The 20,430-nt window shown below is 39.3% G+C and carries 15 protein-coding genes; 9 read left to right on the top strand and 6 right to left on the bottom strand.

Annotated features, from left to right (window positions below; all coding sequences use genetic code 11):
* The first annotated feature begins 86 nt into the window (after positions 1-86).
* The gene (rpsT, locus tag WSC_RS0112685; RefSeq protein WP_016956309.1) at positions 87-347 is read left to right on the top strand and encodes a 30S ribosomal protein S20; all 261 of its coding nucleotides are present in this window, start codon (positions 87-89) and stop codon (positions 345-347) included.
* Positions 348-412: 65 nt separating this feature from the next.
* Here the strand turns inward: rpsT and WSC_RS0112690 are convergent, their stop codons facing one another.
* Positions 413-3,319 (bottom strand): EAL domain-containing protein, encoded by a 2,907-nt coding sequence (locus tag WSC_RS0112690; protein WP_016956310.1) that lies wholly within the window; start codon positions 3,317-3,319, stop codon positions 413-415.
* 152 nt (positions 3,320-3,471) lie between these two features.
* Here WSC_RS0112690 and WSC_RS0112695 point away from each other — a divergent pair, with 152 nt between their 5' ends.
* The 7 genes from WSC_RS0112695 (at position 3,472) to WSC_RS0112725 (ending at position 11,391) form a co-directional block, all read left to right on the top strand.
* Positions 3,472-4,905, top strand: a complete 1,434-nt coding sequence (locus tag WSC_RS0112695) for a M28 family peptidase (protein ID WP_016956311.1) — start codon at positions 3,472-3,474, stop codon at positions 4,903-4,905.
* Complete coding sequence (locus WSC_RS22705; RefSeq protein ID WP_016956312.1) at positions 4,871-5,335, top strand: hypothetical protein; 465 nt, start codon at positions 4,871-4,873, stop codon at positions 5,333-5,335. The genes WSC_RS0112695 and WSC_RS22705 overlap by 35 nt, the downstream gene beginning before the upstream one ends.
* A gap of 98 nt (positions 5,336-5,433) precedes the next feature.
* Positions 5,434-6,240: a UDP-2,3-diacylglucosamine diphosphatase gene (locus tag WSC_RS0112705; RefSeq protein WP_026016829.1), complete on the top strand. Its 807-nt coding sequence runs from the start codon at positions 5,434-5,436 to the stop codon at positions 6,238-6,240.
* 136 nt (positions 6,241-6,376) lie between these two features.
* On the top strand, positions 6,377-8,083 hold the full coding sequence (olsF, locus tag WSC_RS0112710; protein WP_016956314.1) for a bifunctional ornithine lipid synthase OlsF: 1,707 nt from the start codon (positions 6,377-6,379) through the stop codon (positions 8,081-8,083).
* A 114-nt stretch (positions 8,084-8,197) separates the two neighbouring features.
* Entirely contained in the window at positions 8,198-8,923 is a 726-nt protein-coding gene (locus tag WSC_RS0112715) for an ATP-dependent zinc protease family protein (RefSeq protein WP_016956315.1), read from the top strand.
* Between the two features lie 10 nt (positions 8,924-8,933).
* Positions 8,934-10,466: an inactive transglutaminase family protein gene (locus tag WSC_RS0112720; protein ID WP_016956316.1), complete on the top strand. Its 1,533-nt coding sequence runs from the start codon at positions 8,934-8,936 to the stop codon at positions 10,464-10,466.
* Positions 10,447-11,391 carry an alpha-L-glutamate ligase-like protein gene (locus WSC_RS0112725; RefSeq protein ID WP_016956317.1) on the top strand — a complete coding sequence of 315 codons (945 nt, stop codon included), beginning with the start codon at positions 10,447-10,449 and terminating at the stop codon, positions 11,389-11,391. The genes WSC_RS0112720 and WSC_RS0112725 overlap by 20 nt, the downstream gene beginning before the upstream one ends.
* Before the next feature lie 7 nt (positions 11,392-11,398).
* On the opposite strand, the gene WSC_RS24200 is transcribed toward WSC_RS0112725, so the two are convergent.
* The 5 genes from WSC_RS24200 to WSC_RS0112750 all read right to left on the bottom strand — a co-directional run bounded on the left by WSC_RS24200 (position 11,399) and on the right by WSC_RS0112750 (position 19,853).
* Positions 11,399-12,757 (bottom strand): EAL domain-containing protein, encoded by a 1,359-nt coding sequence (locus WSC_RS24200; RefSeq protein WP_016956318.1) that lies wholly within the window; start codon positions 12,755-12,757, stop codon positions 11,399-11,401.
* A 341-nt stretch (positions 12,758-13,098) separates the two neighbouring features.
* Positions 13,099-15,753 (bottom strand): response regulator, encoded by a 2,655-nt coding sequence (locus tag WSC_RS0112735; RefSeq protein WP_016956319.1) that lies wholly within the window; start codon positions 15,751-15,753, stop codon positions 13,099-13,101.
* A gap of 7 nt (positions 15,754-15,760) precedes the next feature.
* Entirely contained in the window at positions 15,761-17,035 is a 1,275-nt protein-coding gene (locus tag WSC_RS0112740) for an ABC transporter substrate-binding protein (RefSeq protein WP_026016831.1), read from the bottom strand.
* A 76-nt stretch (positions 17,036-17,111) separates the two neighbouring features.
* Entirely contained in the window at positions 17,112-19,349 is a 2,238-nt protein-coding gene (locus tag WSC_RS0112745) for an AsmA family protein (protein ID WP_016956321.1), read from the bottom strand.
* Between the two features lie 15 nt (positions 19,350-19,364).
* Positions 19,365-19,853: an FxsA family protein gene (locus WSC_RS0112750; RefSeq protein WP_016956322.1), complete on the bottom strand. Its 489-nt coding sequence runs from the start codon at positions 19,851-19,853 to the stop codon at positions 19,365-19,367.
* A 146-nt stretch (positions 19,854-19,999) separates the two neighbouring features.
* Here WSC_RS0112750 and cutA point away from each other — a divergent pair, with 146 nt between their 5' ends.
* Positions 20,000-20,356 carry a divalent-cation tolerance protein CutA gene (cutA, locus tag WSC_RS0112755; protein WP_016956323.1) on the top strand — a complete coding sequence of 119 codons (357 nt, stop codon included), beginning with the start codon at positions 20,000-20,002 and terminating at the stop codon, positions 20,354-20,356.
* The last annotated feature ends 74 nt before the right edge of the window (positions 20,357-20,430 follow it).

Below are 20,430 nucleotides of genomic sequence, written 5' to 3' on the forward strand. Positions count from 1 at the left end.
AATTAATTGACATTTACCCTTTTTACAGGCATATTTCCGCGCCTTTATTAAGGGTATCCCTGTTTTCGATTTTTAGGAGTTTAGTTTTGGCTAACATCAAGTCTGCTAAAAAACGCGCGGTTCAAGCTGAGAAAAGTCGCCAGCATAATGCAAGCCGTCGTTCTATGATGCGTACATATTTGAAAAAAGTTGTTGCCGCTATTGCAGCTGGTGACAAAGAAGGCGCAACTGCTGCTTTCCAAACTGTTCAACCATTGTTGGATCGTTTCGCATCACGTGGTTTAATCCACAAAAATAAAGCTGCACGTCATAAGAGCCGTTTAGCTGCTCAGATCAAAGCTTTATAATTCGCAATTTTTTAAATTGCAGAAAAACCAGAATCCGGTGAATACCGATTCTGGTTTTTTTATAGCTAATTTTCGCTTACTGCTGTTACTGTCAGTTTTTCAACTAACTGCTTAGCCGTAATTGGCTTGGAAAAATAGTATCCCTGAAAATGGTCACAGCCCATTTTGTCTAACGCTAAATATTGTTCCTGCGTTTCAACCCCTTCAGCAACCACCCACAAGTTTAAATGTTTGGCAATAGATACCATAGACTCTACTAAAGGTGCAGCTTTAATCCCATCAACTTCGTCGATAAAGGCTTTGTCGATTTTTAATTCATCTAGCGGCAACTCACGTAAATAAGACAAAGAAGAATAACCTGTGCCAAAGTCATCTAACGCAATTTTAAAACCCACTTTGCGCAATTCAGCCAGTTTGTTTTTGGCTTCATCAACATTCTGCAATAAACCTGTTTCTGTTAGCTCCAAAGTAATTTTATTCGGATCTATTTGTAACTTATCAACTTGGGCAATTAATTTCTTGGCAAATTTATGATCTGCAAATTGCCATGCCGATACATTAATGGATAAACGTTGAAAACACTCAAATTGATTGAGAACCGACATTTGTAATAACGCAGTCTCTAATACCCAATCACCTATGGCGTGAATTAAACCTGTTTCTTCGGCAAGTGGAATAAACTCGGCGGGTGAAACAAAACCATTTTGATCGCTGATCCAGCGAATTAACACTTCCGCACCATAAATTTGTTGTTCAGCATTGTACTGAGGTTGATACAAAAGCGAAAACTCACGCTGGGCAATGGCTCTTTTCAGATCTTGCTCCAATGAAATGCGTTGCTCGACTTTATGCTGAATAGCGGGGTCAAACACATAAAACTGGCCACGGCCTAATTCTTTCGATTGCATCAAGGCTGTTTCCGCAAAACGTAAAATCTCTAATTTATCGAAACTATGCAGCGGAAATAAACAAATACCAGCACTCGCTGCAATGTTAACTATGCGTTCACCAACTTGAATAGGTTGGCTAATCAACTGAATAATAGAATGGGCTAACCTCTGTGCATACAGAGTTATATTGTCTGCTGATTGAGGCTGACAAATTATCACAAATTCATCACCGCCATAACGTGCGACTAACGCCTCATTAAGCGAAGCAAGTCTGTGACCAACCGTACGTAAAATTTCGTCTGCAACATCATTGCCTAAAGCGTCATTGACAAACTTAAAATTGTCTAAATCAATCAGCAATAGAGCAAAATTTTCTTTGTTTCTCTGCAAGTAGCTAGATAATTTAGCCAACAAGCTCGCTCTGTTGGGCAATTGGGTTAGGTAGTCATAATAGGCTAGATTTCTTATTTCTTGCTCCGCGCGCTCCATTTGCAACTCAGAGCTTGCCCTAGCAGCAAAAATATTCAGGATCTCTTGCCCTTGGTAGCCTATATCCAACTCTTCCACACTTAACAAAGTTAATAACCCTATGGTGTGGCCTTCGGCATCTGTTAATGCAATCCCCAGATAACCTTGAATATCCATCTCTATTAACAGCGTATCTTTAGGGTACTCATCTTGTACACCTTTTGGATACCAGCATACTCCTGTTGCTTTTGCCTGTTCACATGGGGTGTGCTCTAACGCGTAGGTAAAGTTGTCAACTATTTTACCTCTATACGCCACAGCCAAAGTTTTAGCAGTCGTTTGCTGTTGCTCTAACTGAGCGATAAACACATAGTCCACCGGAAAAATTTGGCTTAAGTTCTCGACCATAGAGAGATAAAAATTATCACCTCGGCCAACAACACCTTGGGCAATTTTATTAATTGCCTGCTCGACATACTTTTCTTGTGTAACATCTTTGATACGTATGCAAAAGTGTGTCACTTGGTTATTACGATCATGAAGCGGAAATATGTAAATTTTTAGCCAAGCATTTGCATTAATTTTATTAGCAATAGACCAATGGGTTAAATCAACTTTATTCAATTGAATTTCTGGTAACTTGCTATTATTTTTATGCAAATTTAAGACAAATTGATGGCTTTCAAAACTATGGCGCAAAAATTCAACCAAGTTGAAACGATTTTCCGCTAAGTCACTGTGCCAAAAACGCTTACTAGCAGCATTGGCCTGTTCTACTTCACCTTGCAAGTTTACAACGTGTGTGGCAATTGGGTCTTCAGCTACGAGCTGAATAAGTTTATCCCGCTCTTTTTCTATTTGCCCTCTTTTGTACACTTCTTCACGTAAAGCTTTAGTACGTTGGCGCAATTTAACATCCGATAGTTTAAATTCATAAATAAGCGCGGCACACATCAAGCCGATAAAAATTAAAAAGCCGAACCCAACCAAAGGAACGCTCTGGTACAAACCCCAGTTAGCTAAATAAACGAAAAAGGCAAGGATAGTTTGGATGACAAAATACACCCCTAGTGCAAGAGCTACCGGTTTATGCCCAGCGTGAAATAATCTTTTAGCAATAAATAACGCCAAGGCCATGCCAATAAAAAAATATAAAAACCAAGCATGGCTCCACCAACTCGCTTCCCCAACCATGACATAATAATTGACACCATCAAATTCAACTTGTTGAAGAGCAGGTAAATTTGCAAATCGAGTTGTATAAGGCAATAAATAATTGGCGACAGAAAAAACACAACCTATCAACAAAAAGCCATAAAGTGTCTGCACATCCCATTTAGATTTTTTATAACTGTATAAAAAGCACAACAGTACGGCAGGAAAAAGCATGACATAAAAATTACGCAGCCTGCGCAACTCGACTTGTTGTAGCACATCAGGCTCTACAATCAGTTGCGCCGACAAATACTGGAAAGCCGTCACCATGATACATATGACGCAAAGAGATAACATGCGACCTTTATAACGGCTAACAGTAGCAAGGGCACATAACACCAAGGCAACTAAGGTACTGACTCCCACTGAAAAATAGTAAGCTTGATGTATTAGTTCCATGCCAATAGCCTAGATAAAATTAAACAAAACAGTGCAAAAACCCCAATTATGAATATTTTCAGCTGTCTGCTGATTATTGGCCTTTTTAATGCAGCCTTTTTAATGCGATAATATTGAGCTTAGTTGAATTATAAATAATTAGTATTATTTCAATGCAAAAATTATTGAAATCCAAGATAACTTGGTCCACTTTAATCTTTACTAATGCGTTAGTAAAATTTTGTTTTGCTGCACAGCCAATAGCAACGCTTGAACAAATTAAAAATCAAGCTCTTACTGATGATTACGCATATCATCAAATAGAAGCACTGACCACAGAAATTGGTGCTCGCCCCTTAGGCAGTGACAAAGAGCAAAAAGCACTACTTTGGCTAGAACAACAACTAACCGAACTGTCTGTTAGTCAATTGAGCAAACAGACGTTAAAAGTACGCAATTGGCAAAGACAATCGGCCAGCGCACAGGTTGTTTCCCCTTACACCCATGAATTAGTGATTGAATCTTTAGCTGGTAGTGTTTCAACTGAGATTGATGGCATTACCGCCGAAGTGATAAAAATCAATAATTTTGATCACCTAAAGTCAGTAGAAGCAGACAAATTAGTTGGGAAAATAGTCTATATCTCGCGAAAATTAGATGAACAAACGCCAGTTGAAGATTATTTAAAAACGCAACGCGTTCGTCAACTTGGTGCCACCATAGCTGCTAATAAAGGTGCTAAAGCGATAATTCTTCGCTCGCAAACAACAGATAAAAGCCGAACGGCTCATACAGGTGCGGTACGCTATAGCCCAAATAGTCCGTTTATCCCTGCAGCAGCCATTTCACCAGCAGATGCGGATTTGTTAGATAGATTATTCGCGCGTAATTTACCGGTAGAGTTATCGCTAAATATTCAAAACAGTGAAGATAGTTGGGTAGATACCTACAACTTAATCGCTACCCTAAGTTCTGACCAGAGCAAAATTAATAACAACAAAGTTGTATTTATTGCGCATATCGACTCATCAGATTTAGGCACGGGTGCGTTAGATAATGCCGCTGGTGTTGGTATAGGCTTAGGTATAATTAAACAACTGGCACCACATCAAGCTTTGCTTAAACACGATATTGAAGTTGTATTTGTTACTGCCAGTCAATTTAACCAAAATGGCATAAAAACCTACCTTAACCACCTGCAGCATAAAAACATAATTGTCGCTGCAGAGTCTGATTTGGGTGGAGAATCTATATTCAGACTCGATACAAATATCAGTGAAGATAGCTTAAAACTTGCAGACAAAATACATACTATGGTCGCTGATTTAGGTATAGAAAGAGGCCATAACGCTTCGGCAGGTGCGACCAACACGCAACATTTAGTCGCAAAAGATATCCCCATTTTTAACTGGGTACAAAAAACTGATCAGTATTTTAAATACTTACATTCTGCGAATGATACATTCGACAAAATTAGTTTAGAATCTATTCAGCAAAATGTCGCAATTTATAGTATCTTTTTATTCAGTGTCGCCAATCAAGGCCTGATTTTCAGCAATCAAGTGAACGAGCATGAACAGTCCTCAAAAACAACAGCTACTGAATAACGAAGACTTTCAGAAGCAACTAAAACGCAAGCAACAAAAAGCAGCAATTGACAAACAACAAGCGCTGATTAAACAAAAAATGGCGCAAATTCAGGCTGCTCAAGCAGCCGACTCAGCACCTGTAGTTAAAAAACCAAGCAAAGCTAAATGGTATTTTTTGGCTTTGCTCGCGATTGTTGCTGCACTGGTACCTTACCCTAAAGTTATTACCTACGAAAAACTTGGCATAGTTGCAGAAAGTATTTATGTTCCCAGCCGCTTTGGCAGTAAAGCTATGCTGTTAGATACCAATGCTGACGTGCAATTAGACAGCCAGAACCGCTGGTTGTATCTGTGTAATACATTACAAGGTGAGCGCCATTGCAACAGATATGACATAGTAGAAACCCAAGGTTTCTTTGCTGCTGTAAATAAATACCTAAATCAGTAATCTAATGTTCATTAAATAGTCAACTTTATTTAACTTGTGCTCTGCATATTTGCATCTACACCCAAGCCAATTAGGTTTTGAGCAAAAGGGAAGCATATATGAAACACAAGAAGATGCAGTACCAAGCGATTTGGCTGTCGGATATACATTTAGGTAGCAAAGATTGCAAAGCCCACTTTCTATTAGATTTACTTGATCAAGTTGAAACACAAACCATATACCTTGTCGGTGACATTATCGATATTTGGGCACTAGAAAAAAAAGTGCATTGGCCAGCTAGCCATAACCAAGTAATAGACACGCTTATCGACAAAGCTCATAAAGGTACACGTGTTGTTTACGTACCTGGCAACCACGACGAAAAAGTACGCAATTATATAGGTATGACTTTCGCTGATATCGAAATTCACCGCGATATAATTCATACAACTCAATCAGGTCAGCAATTAATTGTCACCCATGGTGATGAGTTTGACGGCCAAGTTTGTTTAGGTGAATGGCAATCTAAACTAGGTGATGTACTTTACGACTTCTTATTGTTTTTAAATCGCTGCTGTAACGGATTCCGCAAACACATGGGCTGGGGTTATTGGTCACTTGCAGGTTATATCAAAAGTAAAGTTAAAGGTGCAGGTGAAGCAATAGAGCGTTACAAAGATGCGGCAATTGCCCATGCAAAAAGCAAAAATGTCGATGGTATAGTTTGTGGCCACATTCACCAACCAGATATGGAATACAAAAATGGTATTTTGTATTGCAACGATGGTGACTGGATAGAAAACTGTACTATGCTGGCTGAACATTCTGACGGCCGTTTAGAACTGATTTACTGGACTGAAACAGTCCAAAGCTTAACTCAGTTTGATTCAGCACGCTCAGCTAGACCAGCAAACCAGGCTGCGTAACATATTCACCTTAGCAATTTTTGTTGCCGATTTATGCTATCGCTCAAATAATCAGCAATAAAAGTGCAATAAAAATTGCATTCATTGTTCACACTACCTAGATAGAGTTCAGCTGTTTTCTATTAGGAGTTGAACCATGTTTACCGTTGATGAAGTCATAGAAAAAAACCTACCTCAACTACAAAAACACCCAGTGTTAAGTTCGTTAACTAAAAAAGTTTTGAAGAAGTTATTGCACGAACAAGAGTTTCTTGAATTCGCTGAGCGTTACCCGCATTTACGCGGCCTAGATTTTGTTGAGCAATCACTAGAATATTTCGACTTCAGTTATACCATCTCGGCTCGAGATTTAGAGCGTATCCCCAGTCAAGGACGCTGCGTAATAATCGCCAACCATCCTATAGGTTCATTAGATGGACTCGCATTAATAAAGTTGGTTAGTGAAGTTCGTAAAGACTTTAAAGTTGTCGCAAATGAACTATTAATGGCGATCAACCCTTTGCGACCAATGTTATTGCCAGTTAACAATATGGGCGCTGGTACAGCCCGAGAAAATATCCGGGGCATTCAAGCTTATTTAAATAATAATGGCGCTGTGATTATTTTTCCGGCAGGCGAAGTGTCGAGGCTCAAACCAGCGGGTATTCGAGACAATCGTTGGAACGGTGGTTTCCTAAAACTGGCACAAGCGACACAATCACCTATATTGCCTATTCATGTACAAGGTAAAAACTCTAACTCCTTTTATCTGTTGTCTATGTTGTACAAACCTCTTTCAACCTTATTTTTAGTCAATGAGATGTTTAAACAGCAAGATAAAAACATGCCAGTTCGTGTTGGTGAGCTTATTCCTTACGACAGTTTTAAAGGGAGCCAGCTAACCAACAAAGAAAAAATCCGTTTATTCCAACGTCATCTTTACCGAATTGGCAAACAGAAAAAAGGCTGTTTTGTCACTGAATCTGCCATTGCACGTCCGGAAAATCGCCAAGAACTCCACAAAGCAATCCAAGCTTGTGAGTTGCTCGGGCAAACAGCAGACAACAAGGATATCTACCTGTACAAATTTGAAGATAGTTCACCGATTATGCGTGAAATAGGTCGCCTACGCGAACTAGCTTTTAGAGCAGTTGGCGAAGGTTGTGGTAAAAAGAGGGATATTGATAAATATGACGCTTATTACGAACACTTAATTCTTTGGGATAAACAAGAACAAGAAATTGTTGGTGCATACCGCTTAGGCCGCACGCTTGAAATTATCCAAAAGCAAGGGCAAAAAGGTCTGTATACAGACTCGCTGTTTACCTATGATCAACAAATGCAAAAGTATTTTGAATACGGGTTAGAGCTGGGTCGAAGTTTTGTCCAACCTAAATATTGGGGCATGCGCAGTTTAGACTATCTTTGGTATGGCATAGGTGCGTTTCTAAAGAAACACCCAGACATCAAATACCTATTTGGTCCTGTCAGTATGAGTAATACTATGCCTAAAGCGGCAAAAGACTTGATGGTGTATTTTTACAAGCTGTATTTTCACCATCAAGAAGTGATTGCCAGCTCCAAACAACCTTATCAAATTCCAAATGATGTTATTTCTGTGCTCAAAACCGAATTTACTGGCGATAACTATAAACAAGACTTTGCTAAATTAAAGTCCATGTTGGCCAATATGGGCACAAGTGTGCCAACTTTATACAAACAATATAGTGAATTGTGTGAAGACGGTGGCGTAAAATTTCTCGATTTTGGTGTCGATCCAGATTTTGCCGACTGTATTGATGGTTTAGTTTTAGTTGATATCACTAAGTTAAAAGCCAATAAAAAAGCAAGATATCTGGGTTAAAGCAACAGAAAAACGAGAAAAAACAGCACTAGTGCAATTTTTTAGTCTCTAACCCTTGCAGCAAACAATTAAGTGGTGAGAAGATAGATTTTATTTAACGCATAACTGGGACGCATGTTAAATATCAACTTTTCTCACCACAGCAAAACAATCGGAACTTTGTTGTTGGCTAGCGCCTTTTTACCAGCTTGCTCACTAACTTCCAATCAAGCAGCTTTAACTGAAAATAAACAATTTACCGAGCTTAAGAACAGCTTTGAACAAGTTTGTGCACAACAAAACCAAAGCCTCAGCCAACTAACTAAACAACATCAAAAAAACGAACAAACACTCAGTAAAATATATCAGCAGATAAGTAAAACTTCGCAGCAAACAATGCCTCAATGCGAAGAAAAAGCCAATAAGCTTGACGGCAAAATAATCATAGGTGAATTAGAATGGATATACGTACCGTCAGTACAACGTCATATCCAAGCTCGCATTGACTCAGGGGCAACAACTTCGTCAATTAGCGCAAAAAATATTATGCGCTTTGAGCGTGATGGCGAAAACTGGGTAAAATTCACCCTGACTCATACAGAAGCTAAACTTGATTACGAGATGGAAGCTAAGGTCGTGCGTACAGCTCGAATTCGCCAAGCATCGTCCGACAAGCTTGAACGTAGAACCGTTATTAAATTAGTGGTTAAGCTGGGCAGTGACTTACAACAAGAAGCTGAATTTACCTTGGCGGATAGAACCGATATGGAGTTTCCTGTGTTGTTAGGTCGGGAGTTTTTGCAAGATGTCACCTTAATCGAAGTTGGCAAATCTTTTATCCACCCAAAAGTTAAATCATAAAGGAATAACCATGCAGTATGCACGCTGGCCTTTTTATACCCTAATTGGCATTTTGTTTTTAACTGGCTTAATTATGTCAGTTTATCGCCATATTACTTACCAAGTGCCTTTTTTACCCGGTGAAACCCTAACGACTTGGTCTATCGAAGCACGCGTCGAATTTACTGCCGATAATGGGCCGGTCAAAGTAAAACTGACACGTCCTTATAACCAACAAGGTTTTGCTCGTTTGGCTGAGTCGAGCGCCTCTTCCGGTTATGGTGTTGCATATTTAGATGACGACAACGTTTTAGAATGGACTATCCGCCAAGCTCAAGGCGAACAAACGCTGTTTTATCGAGTCGATTTTCTAGATGATCAAATGCAAAATGACTTGGTTACAGAAGCAGCTCACATTCAACCAACAAGTCTTGCTGAACCTTATCTAACGGCAGCAGAACAAATACACCAACAACTATTAGCTATATCAGCCGACTCAATCAGCTATGCTCAGCAGTTGTTTAAACTGCTAACCGCCGAAGAAAATACTCAACAAAATTTAGCCTTACTGCGCGATGCAGAATCCAACCAAGCAAAACTGGCAGTCACTTTGCTCAACCATGCAGGTATTGCTGCAAGCATCATTCACGCGGTAAAACTAGAAGACGGTAGAAGACGCCAAGCGTTAATCCCCTTGATCAAGGTTTGGGATAAACAAAACAGTTCAGCTATTTTTAACCCTAGTAGCGGGAAACGTGGAAAACCACAAGATATGCTGCTTTGGCAACAAAATGATCAACCTATGTTAGAAGTGATGGGCGGCTATGATTCGAATGTTAGTTTTTCTATTATTCGCCATCAAGAAAGTATTGCCTCAGCAATCAAAGCTCAGCAAAACGTGCAACAAAGTTTAGTTAATTTTTCTATTCATAGCTTGCCTTTGGAAGAACAGGCGCTGTTTAAAACCATTCTGTTGCTACCTGTTGGGGCACTAATGGTTTGCATCCTACGAATATTAGTAGGATTGCGCACCTCAGGTACATTTATGCCAGTGTTGATTGCACTCGCATTTATCCAAACCTCCTTGTTAACCGGTCTAGTTGGTTTTACCTTGATAGTCTTTACTGGCTTATTGTTACGCAGTTATCTCTCACATTTAAATTTACTGCTGGTCGCACGAATATCTGCGGTGATAATTAGTGTTATCGCCATCATCACCTTGTTTAGCTTATTAAGTTATCAAATAGGTTTAAGCGAAGGGTTAAAAGTGACTTTCTTCCCTATGATTATTCTATCTTGGACAATAGAGCGCATGTCAGTTTTATGGGAAGAAGAAGGTGCCAAAGAGGTGGTTATTCAAGGTGGTGGTAGCCTATTAACTGCTGTTATTGCTTATTTGGCTATGACTAATGAGTTTATTCGTCATCTCACATTCAACTTTTTAGGTGTGCAGCTTATTCTATTGGCGGCTATTTTAGCTCTAGGCAATTATACGGGTTATCGTTTATTTGAATTGGCTCGCTTTAAATCTTTGGTAGAAAAATATGCTGGTAAATCCATTTAAACTGGCCCAAATGGGCATATTGGGTATGAATGAGCGTAACATTCGTTATATTTCCCGTTACAACCAGCGTAAATTGTTCCCTTTGGTCGACAATAAACTTGAAACCAAAAAGTTATTGGAGAATTCAGATATTCATGTACCTGAATTACTTGCAACAATTGAACACCAATCACAAATCAATAATTTGCATGGTTTAATCCCTAAGTCGGGCGGGTTTGTCATCAAACCAGCGAAAGGCAGTGGTGGCAAAGGCATATTGGTTGTCCAACACAACAATGCGCCGACATTCTTTAAACCCAATGGTACTGAGCTACAAGTTGAACAATTACAACATCATTGCAGCAACATTTTAGCAGGTTTATACAGCCTAGGGGGCAAACTAGATACAGCTATTATTGAGCGGCTTATCAATTTTGATCAGCTATTTAGTGATTATAGTTTTGAAGGTGTGCCGGACATTCGCATCATTATTTTTAAGGGATATCCTGTGATGGCGATGATGCGCTTGTCGACCGAAGCATCTGACGGCAAAGCGAATTTACATCAAGGAGCGGTTGGAGTCGGGCTAGACATAAGCACAGGTCGAGCACTTAACGCAGTGCAATTTGGTAAACCTATTAGCCATCATCCTGACACCCAACAACAACTGGCTGAACTCAAAGTACCAAATTGGCAAGAAATGCTGGTTCTAGCAGCTAAATGTTACGAAAAAACTGGCTTAGGTTACCTTGGTGCTGACATAGTATTAGATGTTGAACGGGGCCCCTTATTGTTAGAACTTAACGCTCGCCCTGGACTCTCCATCCAAATAGCCAATGGCTGTGGACTAAAACCTAGACTTAAGCTAATAGAAAAACAAAGTGAAGTCAGAACAGCAGAACAAAGAGTCTTGTTTAGCCAAGCTGAATTTAGCAATTTTAGTTAAACTCAGCTCAATTGACTCGACCAAATATTTTTGGCATCAGGGTTTTGGCGACCGCCACCTTGCGTTTGCCATCTTGATGGCTCTGCGCTTGAATTAATGGCAATAACTTTACTGGATGAATTGGCCGTTTAAAATAATAACCTTGCCCATAGCGACATCCTAGCTCTCGAATCAAGACATCAGCTTGTTCTTCGGTTTCTATGCCTTCAGCAATGACATTTAAGTTACAGGCTTGCGCCAATGCGACAACAGTTTTCACTATCTGAATGTCTACAACAGAATCAAACATATTACCGACAAAAGATTTATCTATTTTCAAAGTGTCCAATGGCAATTTTGATAGAAGAGATAAACAGGAATAGCCGGTACCAAAATCATCCAGCGCAATTTTGCAACCCAAAGAGTGTAGTCTTTGTAGACCTTTTAACGCAGTTTCGTAATGTTTTATCGCGACAGTTTCAGTAATCTCAAACTCAAATGCCGAAGCCGGATGCCCTGAGTTTCTGACATAGTGTTCCAACTCAGCGATAAAATAACCTGATTCAATACAAGTTGCGGTCAAATTGATATTCACCGAAAAGTGCTGATCATGGACACGCGCTTTATCAAGTAAATCAATCGCATCTTGCAAAACATACAAAGACAAAGACTGGATCATGCCGGTAAACTCAGCCCGCTCGATAAACAGCTCAGGGGATACTAAACCAAGCTCTGGTGACGACCATCGCACCAATGCTTCTGCACCAATAATCCGATTATTTTTTATATCAACTTTTGGCTGATATAACACATACAGCTCATCATTTGCTTGTGCGCCTAAAATCAACCTATCTATTTTGATACGCTTGTTCAAATACGACAGGGTTTGCTCGTCCAAATGAAAATGTGACTTACCATCTTCCAGTTGGTCGACATAACCTAAAAACATCGCAAGTTGATTAATGACAGTGTCTGGATTTTCCGGCTCTTCTAAGATCCCTGGTAAAAAAGCACTTAATAGTTTGGGTTTAACCTCTACCATGCGTCCGTTAGGCAAATATATAGGCATCTCAAAAGCATTTTGCAATCGCTGAATTATCTGATTCAAATCAGCTAATTGTACATGTGGAATATACGCATTGATCTCTTTGAGGCTCCGCCCCAAAATTGCTTGTTCGGGTAAATGCGCTTTAAAAATATCCACCAAGTGCGCCAACAAAAAGCTTACATGCTCTGTGCTAATGACACTTCTGAGTTTACAAACACAATCGTACTCCAGTGCGATAAAGAGTGCTTGTTCGTCATTTTTTCGTCCATGCAAATATGAAGTTTTTAATTCAGAAAAAAAGGCGCTTCGGTTTAAAATGCCGAGTTCGAGATCTATCATCAGCTTTGATGCCCCCAAATTTGCGATTAATGTTTAGTTTTCCAAACATAATAATCAATTAACATGCCGCAATTATGACAAGTTAAAAATAGGCTCTTAGGGGATAAATTACACCAGCATAAATATACGTTACACATACTAAGCAAGCACAATGTTAAAACAAGATTAAAAACTATTAGCAACATTAAAAGAAAAATTCATACATAAGAGATGAATAAACAAACCGAAACCAATCAAATTCAATCACCACAATTTATAATTATTATGTATTTAATGAATTAACTAGGCTAAAGCAGGTATACATTGGATTTAAAAAAATTGCGCCAATTTGGAGCAAGCTGCTATGTTTTGGTTAAATACAGCTTCAATATTTCAACGAGCTTTCCTTCATCGATGGGCTTAGTGAGGTAATCATCCATCCCGACTTTTTTTGCAGTTTCGAAATCTTGCTGTAACGCATTAGCAGATAATCCAACTATAGGTAACTTAGCTAATCCTCGCTGCCTTATCCCTATTGTCGCTTGATAACCATCCATAACGGGCATTTGCACATCCATAAGTACTAATTCGAAGCTGGTGTCATCGTGAATTTTGTCTAATGCTACTTGGCCGTTGTCGGCGAGGTCTACCGAGATTTGGTATTTTTCTAACATAGCTTTAGCAACTAATTGATTAATTTCATTATCTTCAACTAATAACACTTTGGCATTTTCAAAACTCGGAAGTTGAAGACTTTTCTTAACAACAGTCTGCTGCGTTGCTAGGCAATCTTCATCATCAAGTAACTTAGTTATTTTATCTAGCCACTCCCTTGGACTATAAGGCCGGTAGATAATATTCTGCTTGGGTATTGTGACTAATGTTTCTAACCAAGTTCTATGCGAGACGTCTGCAATTAGTAAAAAAGAGTGCTTAGATGCATCTAAAGCTTCGAGGTAATTGTCTGCATAGGGCTGCAAAGTCAAAACAAGTACACAAGGGTCGTTTAGTGGCACAAACTTGCTGGTATTGTCTAGTTTGCGTTTTTGATAGATTGCGTTGCTTGCTCGTAAATATCGTTCAAACGACGCATCTTCGCCAAACAAGATTAACGAAGATTTTGTCGATAAATCACTTTCTATAAGTGCCTTACCGCCGTCATTTTCAAGCATCACATTTAAGTTGAATTCAGCCCCTTCTCCCAACGTTGAACGCGCAGAAACATCTCCGCCCATTAAATTACACAGCTCTTTTACGATAGCTAGCCCTAACCCTGTCCCTCCATATTTCCTTCGCAATGAAGAATCTGCTTGAGTAAAAGAGTCAAAAATACTGTCAATTTGTTGTTCGCCTAGGCCAATACCTGAATCTTTGACTTGAGCATACAGTCTATAATTACTACCAGCTAAGTGTTCACCCCAAAACCTAATATATACTTTGCCGTGCTCTGTGAATTTCAACGCATTATGGGTCAAGTTCATCACTATTTGGGTTAAACGCGTGCAATCTCCAACTAAACAATCCGGTATGTTTGGGTCAGCATCCAATATTACTGGAATTTTTTTCGTCCGCTCTATTGTATGTATATTAACTAATAAACCATCAATAAAGTCATGTGTTGAAAACGGCAAGTGTTCAACATCTAATCGACCCGCTTCGATTTTGGAAAAATCCAAGACATCACTGATAATGTTGAGCAGCAACTTGCTTGAATAATCCGCTTTTTCTAAATAATCTCGCTGCTTTTTATCTAAATCCGTCTCTAAAACCAGCTTAACTAATCCTAATATGCCATTAATAGGTGTCCTAATTTCATGACTCATATTAGCCAAAAAGCGACTTTTAGCCATAGTTGCTTCTTGTGCTTCACGTTTTGATTCGGATAAAGCTAAATTTAAACTTTGCGCCTGTAATAATAACTCTTTCGTTTGAATTATTTTTTGCTGAAAAACGTCTGCTGCACGGGCTAACTCACCCACTTCATCTAATCTTTGTTTGTGGGTAATTGCACCTACAGGTTTGTCCTGTGACAGAGCGCGAAAAACATTTGTTATATCAATGATCGGACGCGAAATACGCTGTACAAAATAGACACCAATAATGACAGAAAACATTAACCCAAAAATAGAAATGACTAACGCCTGTTGGCGCTGCGACTCAATTATTTCAATAATTTGTTGATGTTTTTGTTCCACCTGTTCCCTTTCGATCGCACTTAGCTGTTTAGATAAAAACAGTATTTCATTAGCAGTTCCTGCCATTACAACATTTACAAGAAAACTATAACCTCGAGTAACATTGGCCACATTGAAAAAATGTTCATGTAATTGCTTTAGTGGCAGATCAAAAGGCTTGGCAATATTTGCTGGTATATCTAACAGCAGATCCTGAATGCGATTATGCGCACGACTGAACTCTTGAATATGCGTTGAGTCGGGTTGCTCTATGTATTTGAGCAATGCGATCTCACTATTTTGTAGTTCTATTTTTATATTTTGCAGCTGCGGCATAACCACAATATTTTGTTGGCCAAATTGTACGATCAACTGATGTAATGCATTGTTGGTCTGTGTCAGCTCGCTTTGCACTAAACTGCTACGCAAAGTGCGATTTTCAATCACTGTATTAAAGTTACTTTTGTAGTCACGCAAATGTGTTTGCATGCGCAGGCTATATTCTCTAAATTTGTTGTTGCGACTTTCATCTGACAACTTGGCTAAATTTTGCTGAATATCTTGGTACAGCATATCGAAACGTTTAATCGCAGATTGACTAGCAGTTCTCTTATAAATCAATACATTGCGCTGCAGATCAATAACATCTCTTTCAATAAACCTAACAGCGTTTACTTCTTCAATAGAAAGTTGATTTTGTTTTAAGCTGGTGGAGAGCACATCTTGAGTTCGAAATAAAATAGATGCGACACCGACCAATAATATGGCGAACACCACCCCAACAATGATTATTTGCACTGTTAAAGTTCGAGCATATCGCAACACTGTATTGATGATATCCATTTAAGCCTCAAGCACTGATAAACTCATACCATTTTTGCAAACTATATTCATAAGTTGGCATTACCGTATTCCAGACAACTACGTTACTCATACGTTTAAGGTAGCTACCTCCGGTGCGGGTATCACCTCTATGAACACTAATTTTGCCATCAGGTCCTTGCAACTCGGCATTAGCTGCTTGTCCCATATACCAATAATTCCATTCAGTTTCGGTCAGATAGGGTTTGGAACGTTGAGGGTTAGAAATATAATAACCTTGCCTAGCAATAAAAGCCCCGGGCCAGCCTGACAGCCACCAATTCATATATTCGTAAGCCGTATCTTTGGTAAGCCCTTGGGTCGCAGCCGACAAACACATCACACCATGCCAACCTCTATAACCTTCTTTTGGCGCGGCAAATACCACAGGAATATTGCGCCCATTCAAGGCTGATACAGCCGGTGAAAACATGCTTTCAATAATAACTCGACCATTCGCCATAAATTCAACCGATTCAGGTACTGAGTTCCAGAAGCCATTAAAATGTCCATCAAATTTAAGAGCAAGCAATATATCAAAGAGCTGATCTAACTCGGTTTTAGTCATGCTGCCAATGTCTGCAAAGCGCATTAAACCAGAAGCCTGAGCAGCTAATGCCATATCAAACAGGCCTATCGTTGGGGTATTTACAATCCCGACTTTTCCTCTATATTTTTTATCAAACAACCAGCCCCAACTTTCCGTTACGTAAGGCACGCCCTTAGGTATTTGCTCCGTGTTATAACCAAAAGAATCAACATTGTGGACGTAAGGCAGAAAACTAATCTGGCTCGAATCAGTTTGTGATAAAGCACCATTTTTTTGCGCATACAATAATTTATAGGGCGCATCTCCTGCGCCAATTTTACTCTGGGGAGTTAAACGACCATTTTTGGTCAAACCGTTAATTTCGTCCCAATATTGGATGCGCTTAATATCAATTGGCTGGATTGCTTTGGCGGCCCACAATAAGTTGATGCTATCAGACCACTGCTCGTATAAATCAAAGCTGCTCGGTTGGGTTGAAGCTTTTTGTAGTACAGCCGCACTTCCTTTGGCTTCGAACTCTAGTTCAATGCCAAGGTCTTGCATTGCTTGCTGGCGAATGGCTTCTTGCAAGGTGACATGAGTACCTAAGATGCGCAAAGACAGTTTCTTTTTGCTCCATACATAAGGTGCTGCACTCGCCAAAGACAGTCCCAAAGAGGCAGTCAAGATAGACTTTATATGTTGGCGTCGAGTCTTATCAAAATTTCGCTGCAAAGCGCTCCAAGCTCCCATTTTGTTTTATCTATTACAGTGTAGAACAATTGAGCTTGACCGCGCGAATTTTGTTACATTACATAGCAAAAAATGATTTACATCCTCCACCTGCTGCGTCTTTTGCTTTGCGCCATACGTTAGATAGTGGGCTAGTCACTGCACCACTGGTGGTATTAAACAGCACTTTTTTAACTTCACTAAATTTACCGTCTAATGTTTGCTGAATGGTTGGACAGTCTTTATCATCCAATATTGCAAACCTAAACTTCTCAAATGCCTGTTTGTTTAAATTAACATTACCAATAAAACCCAAATTATTTTCAGCAGTTTTCAATTTTGCTTTATCTAATCTGATTAAGTTGTTTTGCACATGCGCATTTGCTTCAATCGATTTAATCTGGCTTTGACCTTTAAATTGAGCTGCGCCTGCAGTTAGTTCCACAAATTGCATTGCCATCATACCCACGGGACCAGCAACTAAAAATGAACCAACATCCAATAACGAGGTTTCTTGGCTAGCTTTAAAACCATTAATTAGTTTATCCATAGCAATGCCTTCGACCGCAAAAGGACCGGATTTAATCTGCACATTGCCTTGTTGCATCAACCAGTTTTCTTCGGGTTTAAATTGCAAGTCCGCGTCAATGTTGGCATCTAACATTCCTGTGGGTTTGAATGCGGAATCGCCGATAAAAGGTTGTAACGCAGCAAGATCGAATCGGTAGATATCCGTTTGCAAATTTACCAAAGCTGAATTTTCACCAATACGGCGTTTATCAAAAACAGTGCCTTGAGTTTGCACGCGGCCATCTTTGGTACTCAGCCCACTATCGGTTAATACCAACCCCTCTTCTTGTTGTTGAACATTTAAACTCAGCTGGTTAAATTGGCTATCGAGATAGCTTAATTGTCTAGCTGCTAATTTGGCTTTGGCGCCGTTGTTCAGAGTAATAAGATCGACTATTTTATGTTGTTGCACAGCTGCTACGTCTGTTAACTCAAAATTAAATTTATTCAGCGCAAACCATGCTGATTGTTCGCTCTGTAGCGGCGGGGTTTCGGGGTCAATTAACTGCGCATTTAAGTTGGATATATTGATTTGCTCTAGATAAAGGTTTGCTACTTGTTCAATTTGCTGAGTTTGCTCTTCAGACCCGGTTTGTGGCTGAGAATCATCAACAGTATCCGTTGCATTTTCAGTTTGTTCAGCTGGTTTAGCCAAGTAATGCTGTAGATTTAAATTAGTTAAATTAAGCTGTTTTAATCGCAGATCTAACGGTAGAGTTAAGTTTGATTGAGCCTGCAATTGAGTTTGGCCACCAAATGCATTAAAACTTAAGTTTTCTAGTTGCAGCTGTTCTTTTGCCATTTGGCTAACAAGTTCTAGCTTTTCCACGACATAGCTATTGTTACGTGCTTGTTGTGGTAACACCAGCTCAAGGCGTTCAACATCGGTTTTTAACTTCGCCGTGGCAGTTTGCCAGTTAAATAACTCAAGACGCGCTGTGTCATTCAACCACTGTGCAACAAAACCACCACTTATAGCTATGTGCTTAATTGACGATTCAAGATTAGGCTGGTTAAAAGCAATATTTTCAATGCTTAAGTCCGTGTGATTAATCTGCAATTTAGGTGCTAATTCAAGCGCAAAATCTAACTGGTCTAATTTTACATTTTGCTGTTGCTGGTTATCGGCAAAAGCAAAGTTATCCAGCGCTAGATTTAACTCAAAAGATAAATTAACAGGATCAAATTCGAGTAATTGAGTCAATTCTAGCTTACGCAAACTCACATTAGCTTGTTGTAAATTAACTTGTTGATGTTCAGTTGCAAAAGCTACTTCCACTTGAGTTAAAGCAAACGCATCTAGTATAAGTTTATTGGGTAAATATTCACTGATATCGCTTTGTTCGACGTCGTCTTGCTCAGGCTGTTCACTGGCATTTGCCTGCAATTCGTGCTGAAGTTGCCGCAAACCTTGTGTAGATGCGTTAAATCTGACGCCTTCAATTGTTATTTGGTTAATATCAAGAGTATTGTTTAACAAAGCTCGCCAATTAAATTTCAGCTGAAAATTATCTATGGCAACAGAGTCACCAAACTTATCTTGCCAATGCACACCTTGTAATTGTAGTTCGCCAAGTTGAGTTAGCCTATGGTTAACTTTATCGATACGCACCTGCATTGGCATGGCGGCCAATGCATTATTCAGTTGCTGGTTAACTATATTAGTCCGGTCAAATAAATAGTCTGCAGTCACGAATAGACACAGAACTGCAATTGAACCAATAACAATAGCTCGCAACCATTTCATAAACACGTCCTTAAATTATTTGTTGAGGTTATGTGTATCGTCTTTACGCTGCCATTCACCCTCAATTACAGTTCCACCAGCATCATTTTGTTGATAATTTTGATGATGGTTTGTTTGACCACCATACACTTGACTGCGCGCAACTATATGCTGACCAAATTCTTTATTAATTAATTTTGCCAGCGGTTTGCGTGTTAACGGTATGGTTAAACATAAACCTATCGCATCGGTAATAAACCCAGGTGTGACCAACAATACACCGGCAACTAAAATCATCAGACCTTCAGTAATTGACTCTGCAGGCAAAATGCCTTGTTGTGATTTCTGTTGAATTTCTGCCAGCGCAGCCATACCTTGCGCTCTAACTAAATGCGCCCCCGCAACCGCAGTTACAATCACAATAAAAAAAGTTGTCCAGCCACCGATGAGATCACCGACATGCAATAACAAAGCTATCTCAGCTATTGGCATAACAACAAACAAAAACAATAATTTGAAAAACATGATTTAACTCTCTTACATTAAGGTCTTGTGACCCGCTGAACAATTGAAATGGCATCAACCTAATTAAAAACAAGGCATATGCAGACAATGGACAGTTTTATTCTACAATGTTGTGACCTATTAAACAGTTTATACGTTCAAAATAAATGAAATGTTTAACCCCAATACAAATTAGCGTGGCTTGCGCTGACAAAGATGAAGCACAAAAGATAGCCAAGGTGTTGCTGGAACAAAATCTTGCAGCCTGCTGCCAGATTACAGAAAACCTACTTTCGATATATAAATGGCAAGGCAAAGTTGAACAAGCTAATGAATGTATGTTAGTTATAAAAAGTGTTAGGAGTTGTTTTGAGCAAATATCACAACAAGTAAAACGCATTCATAGTTATCAAGTTGCGGAAATTATCGCGCTGGAGATTCAAGAAATTGAGCCAGCATACGAACAATGGCTGCTAGAACAAATTAATTCAAAAACCACGCCAATTTCGCCGAAAAACCGATAACTTGAGAGGTTCGACCATTTTTTTGAAAATTACCGTTTTAAATTGGCTAATAATCTTCTATAGTTAAGCACAAT

Origin of the sequence: Catenovulum agarivorans YM01 (assembly GCF_000281085.1) — a bacterium.
Taxonomy (GTDB): domain Bacteria; phylum Pseudomonadota; class Gammaproteobacteria; order Enterobacterales; family Alteromonadaceae; genus Catenovulum; species Catenovulum agarivorans.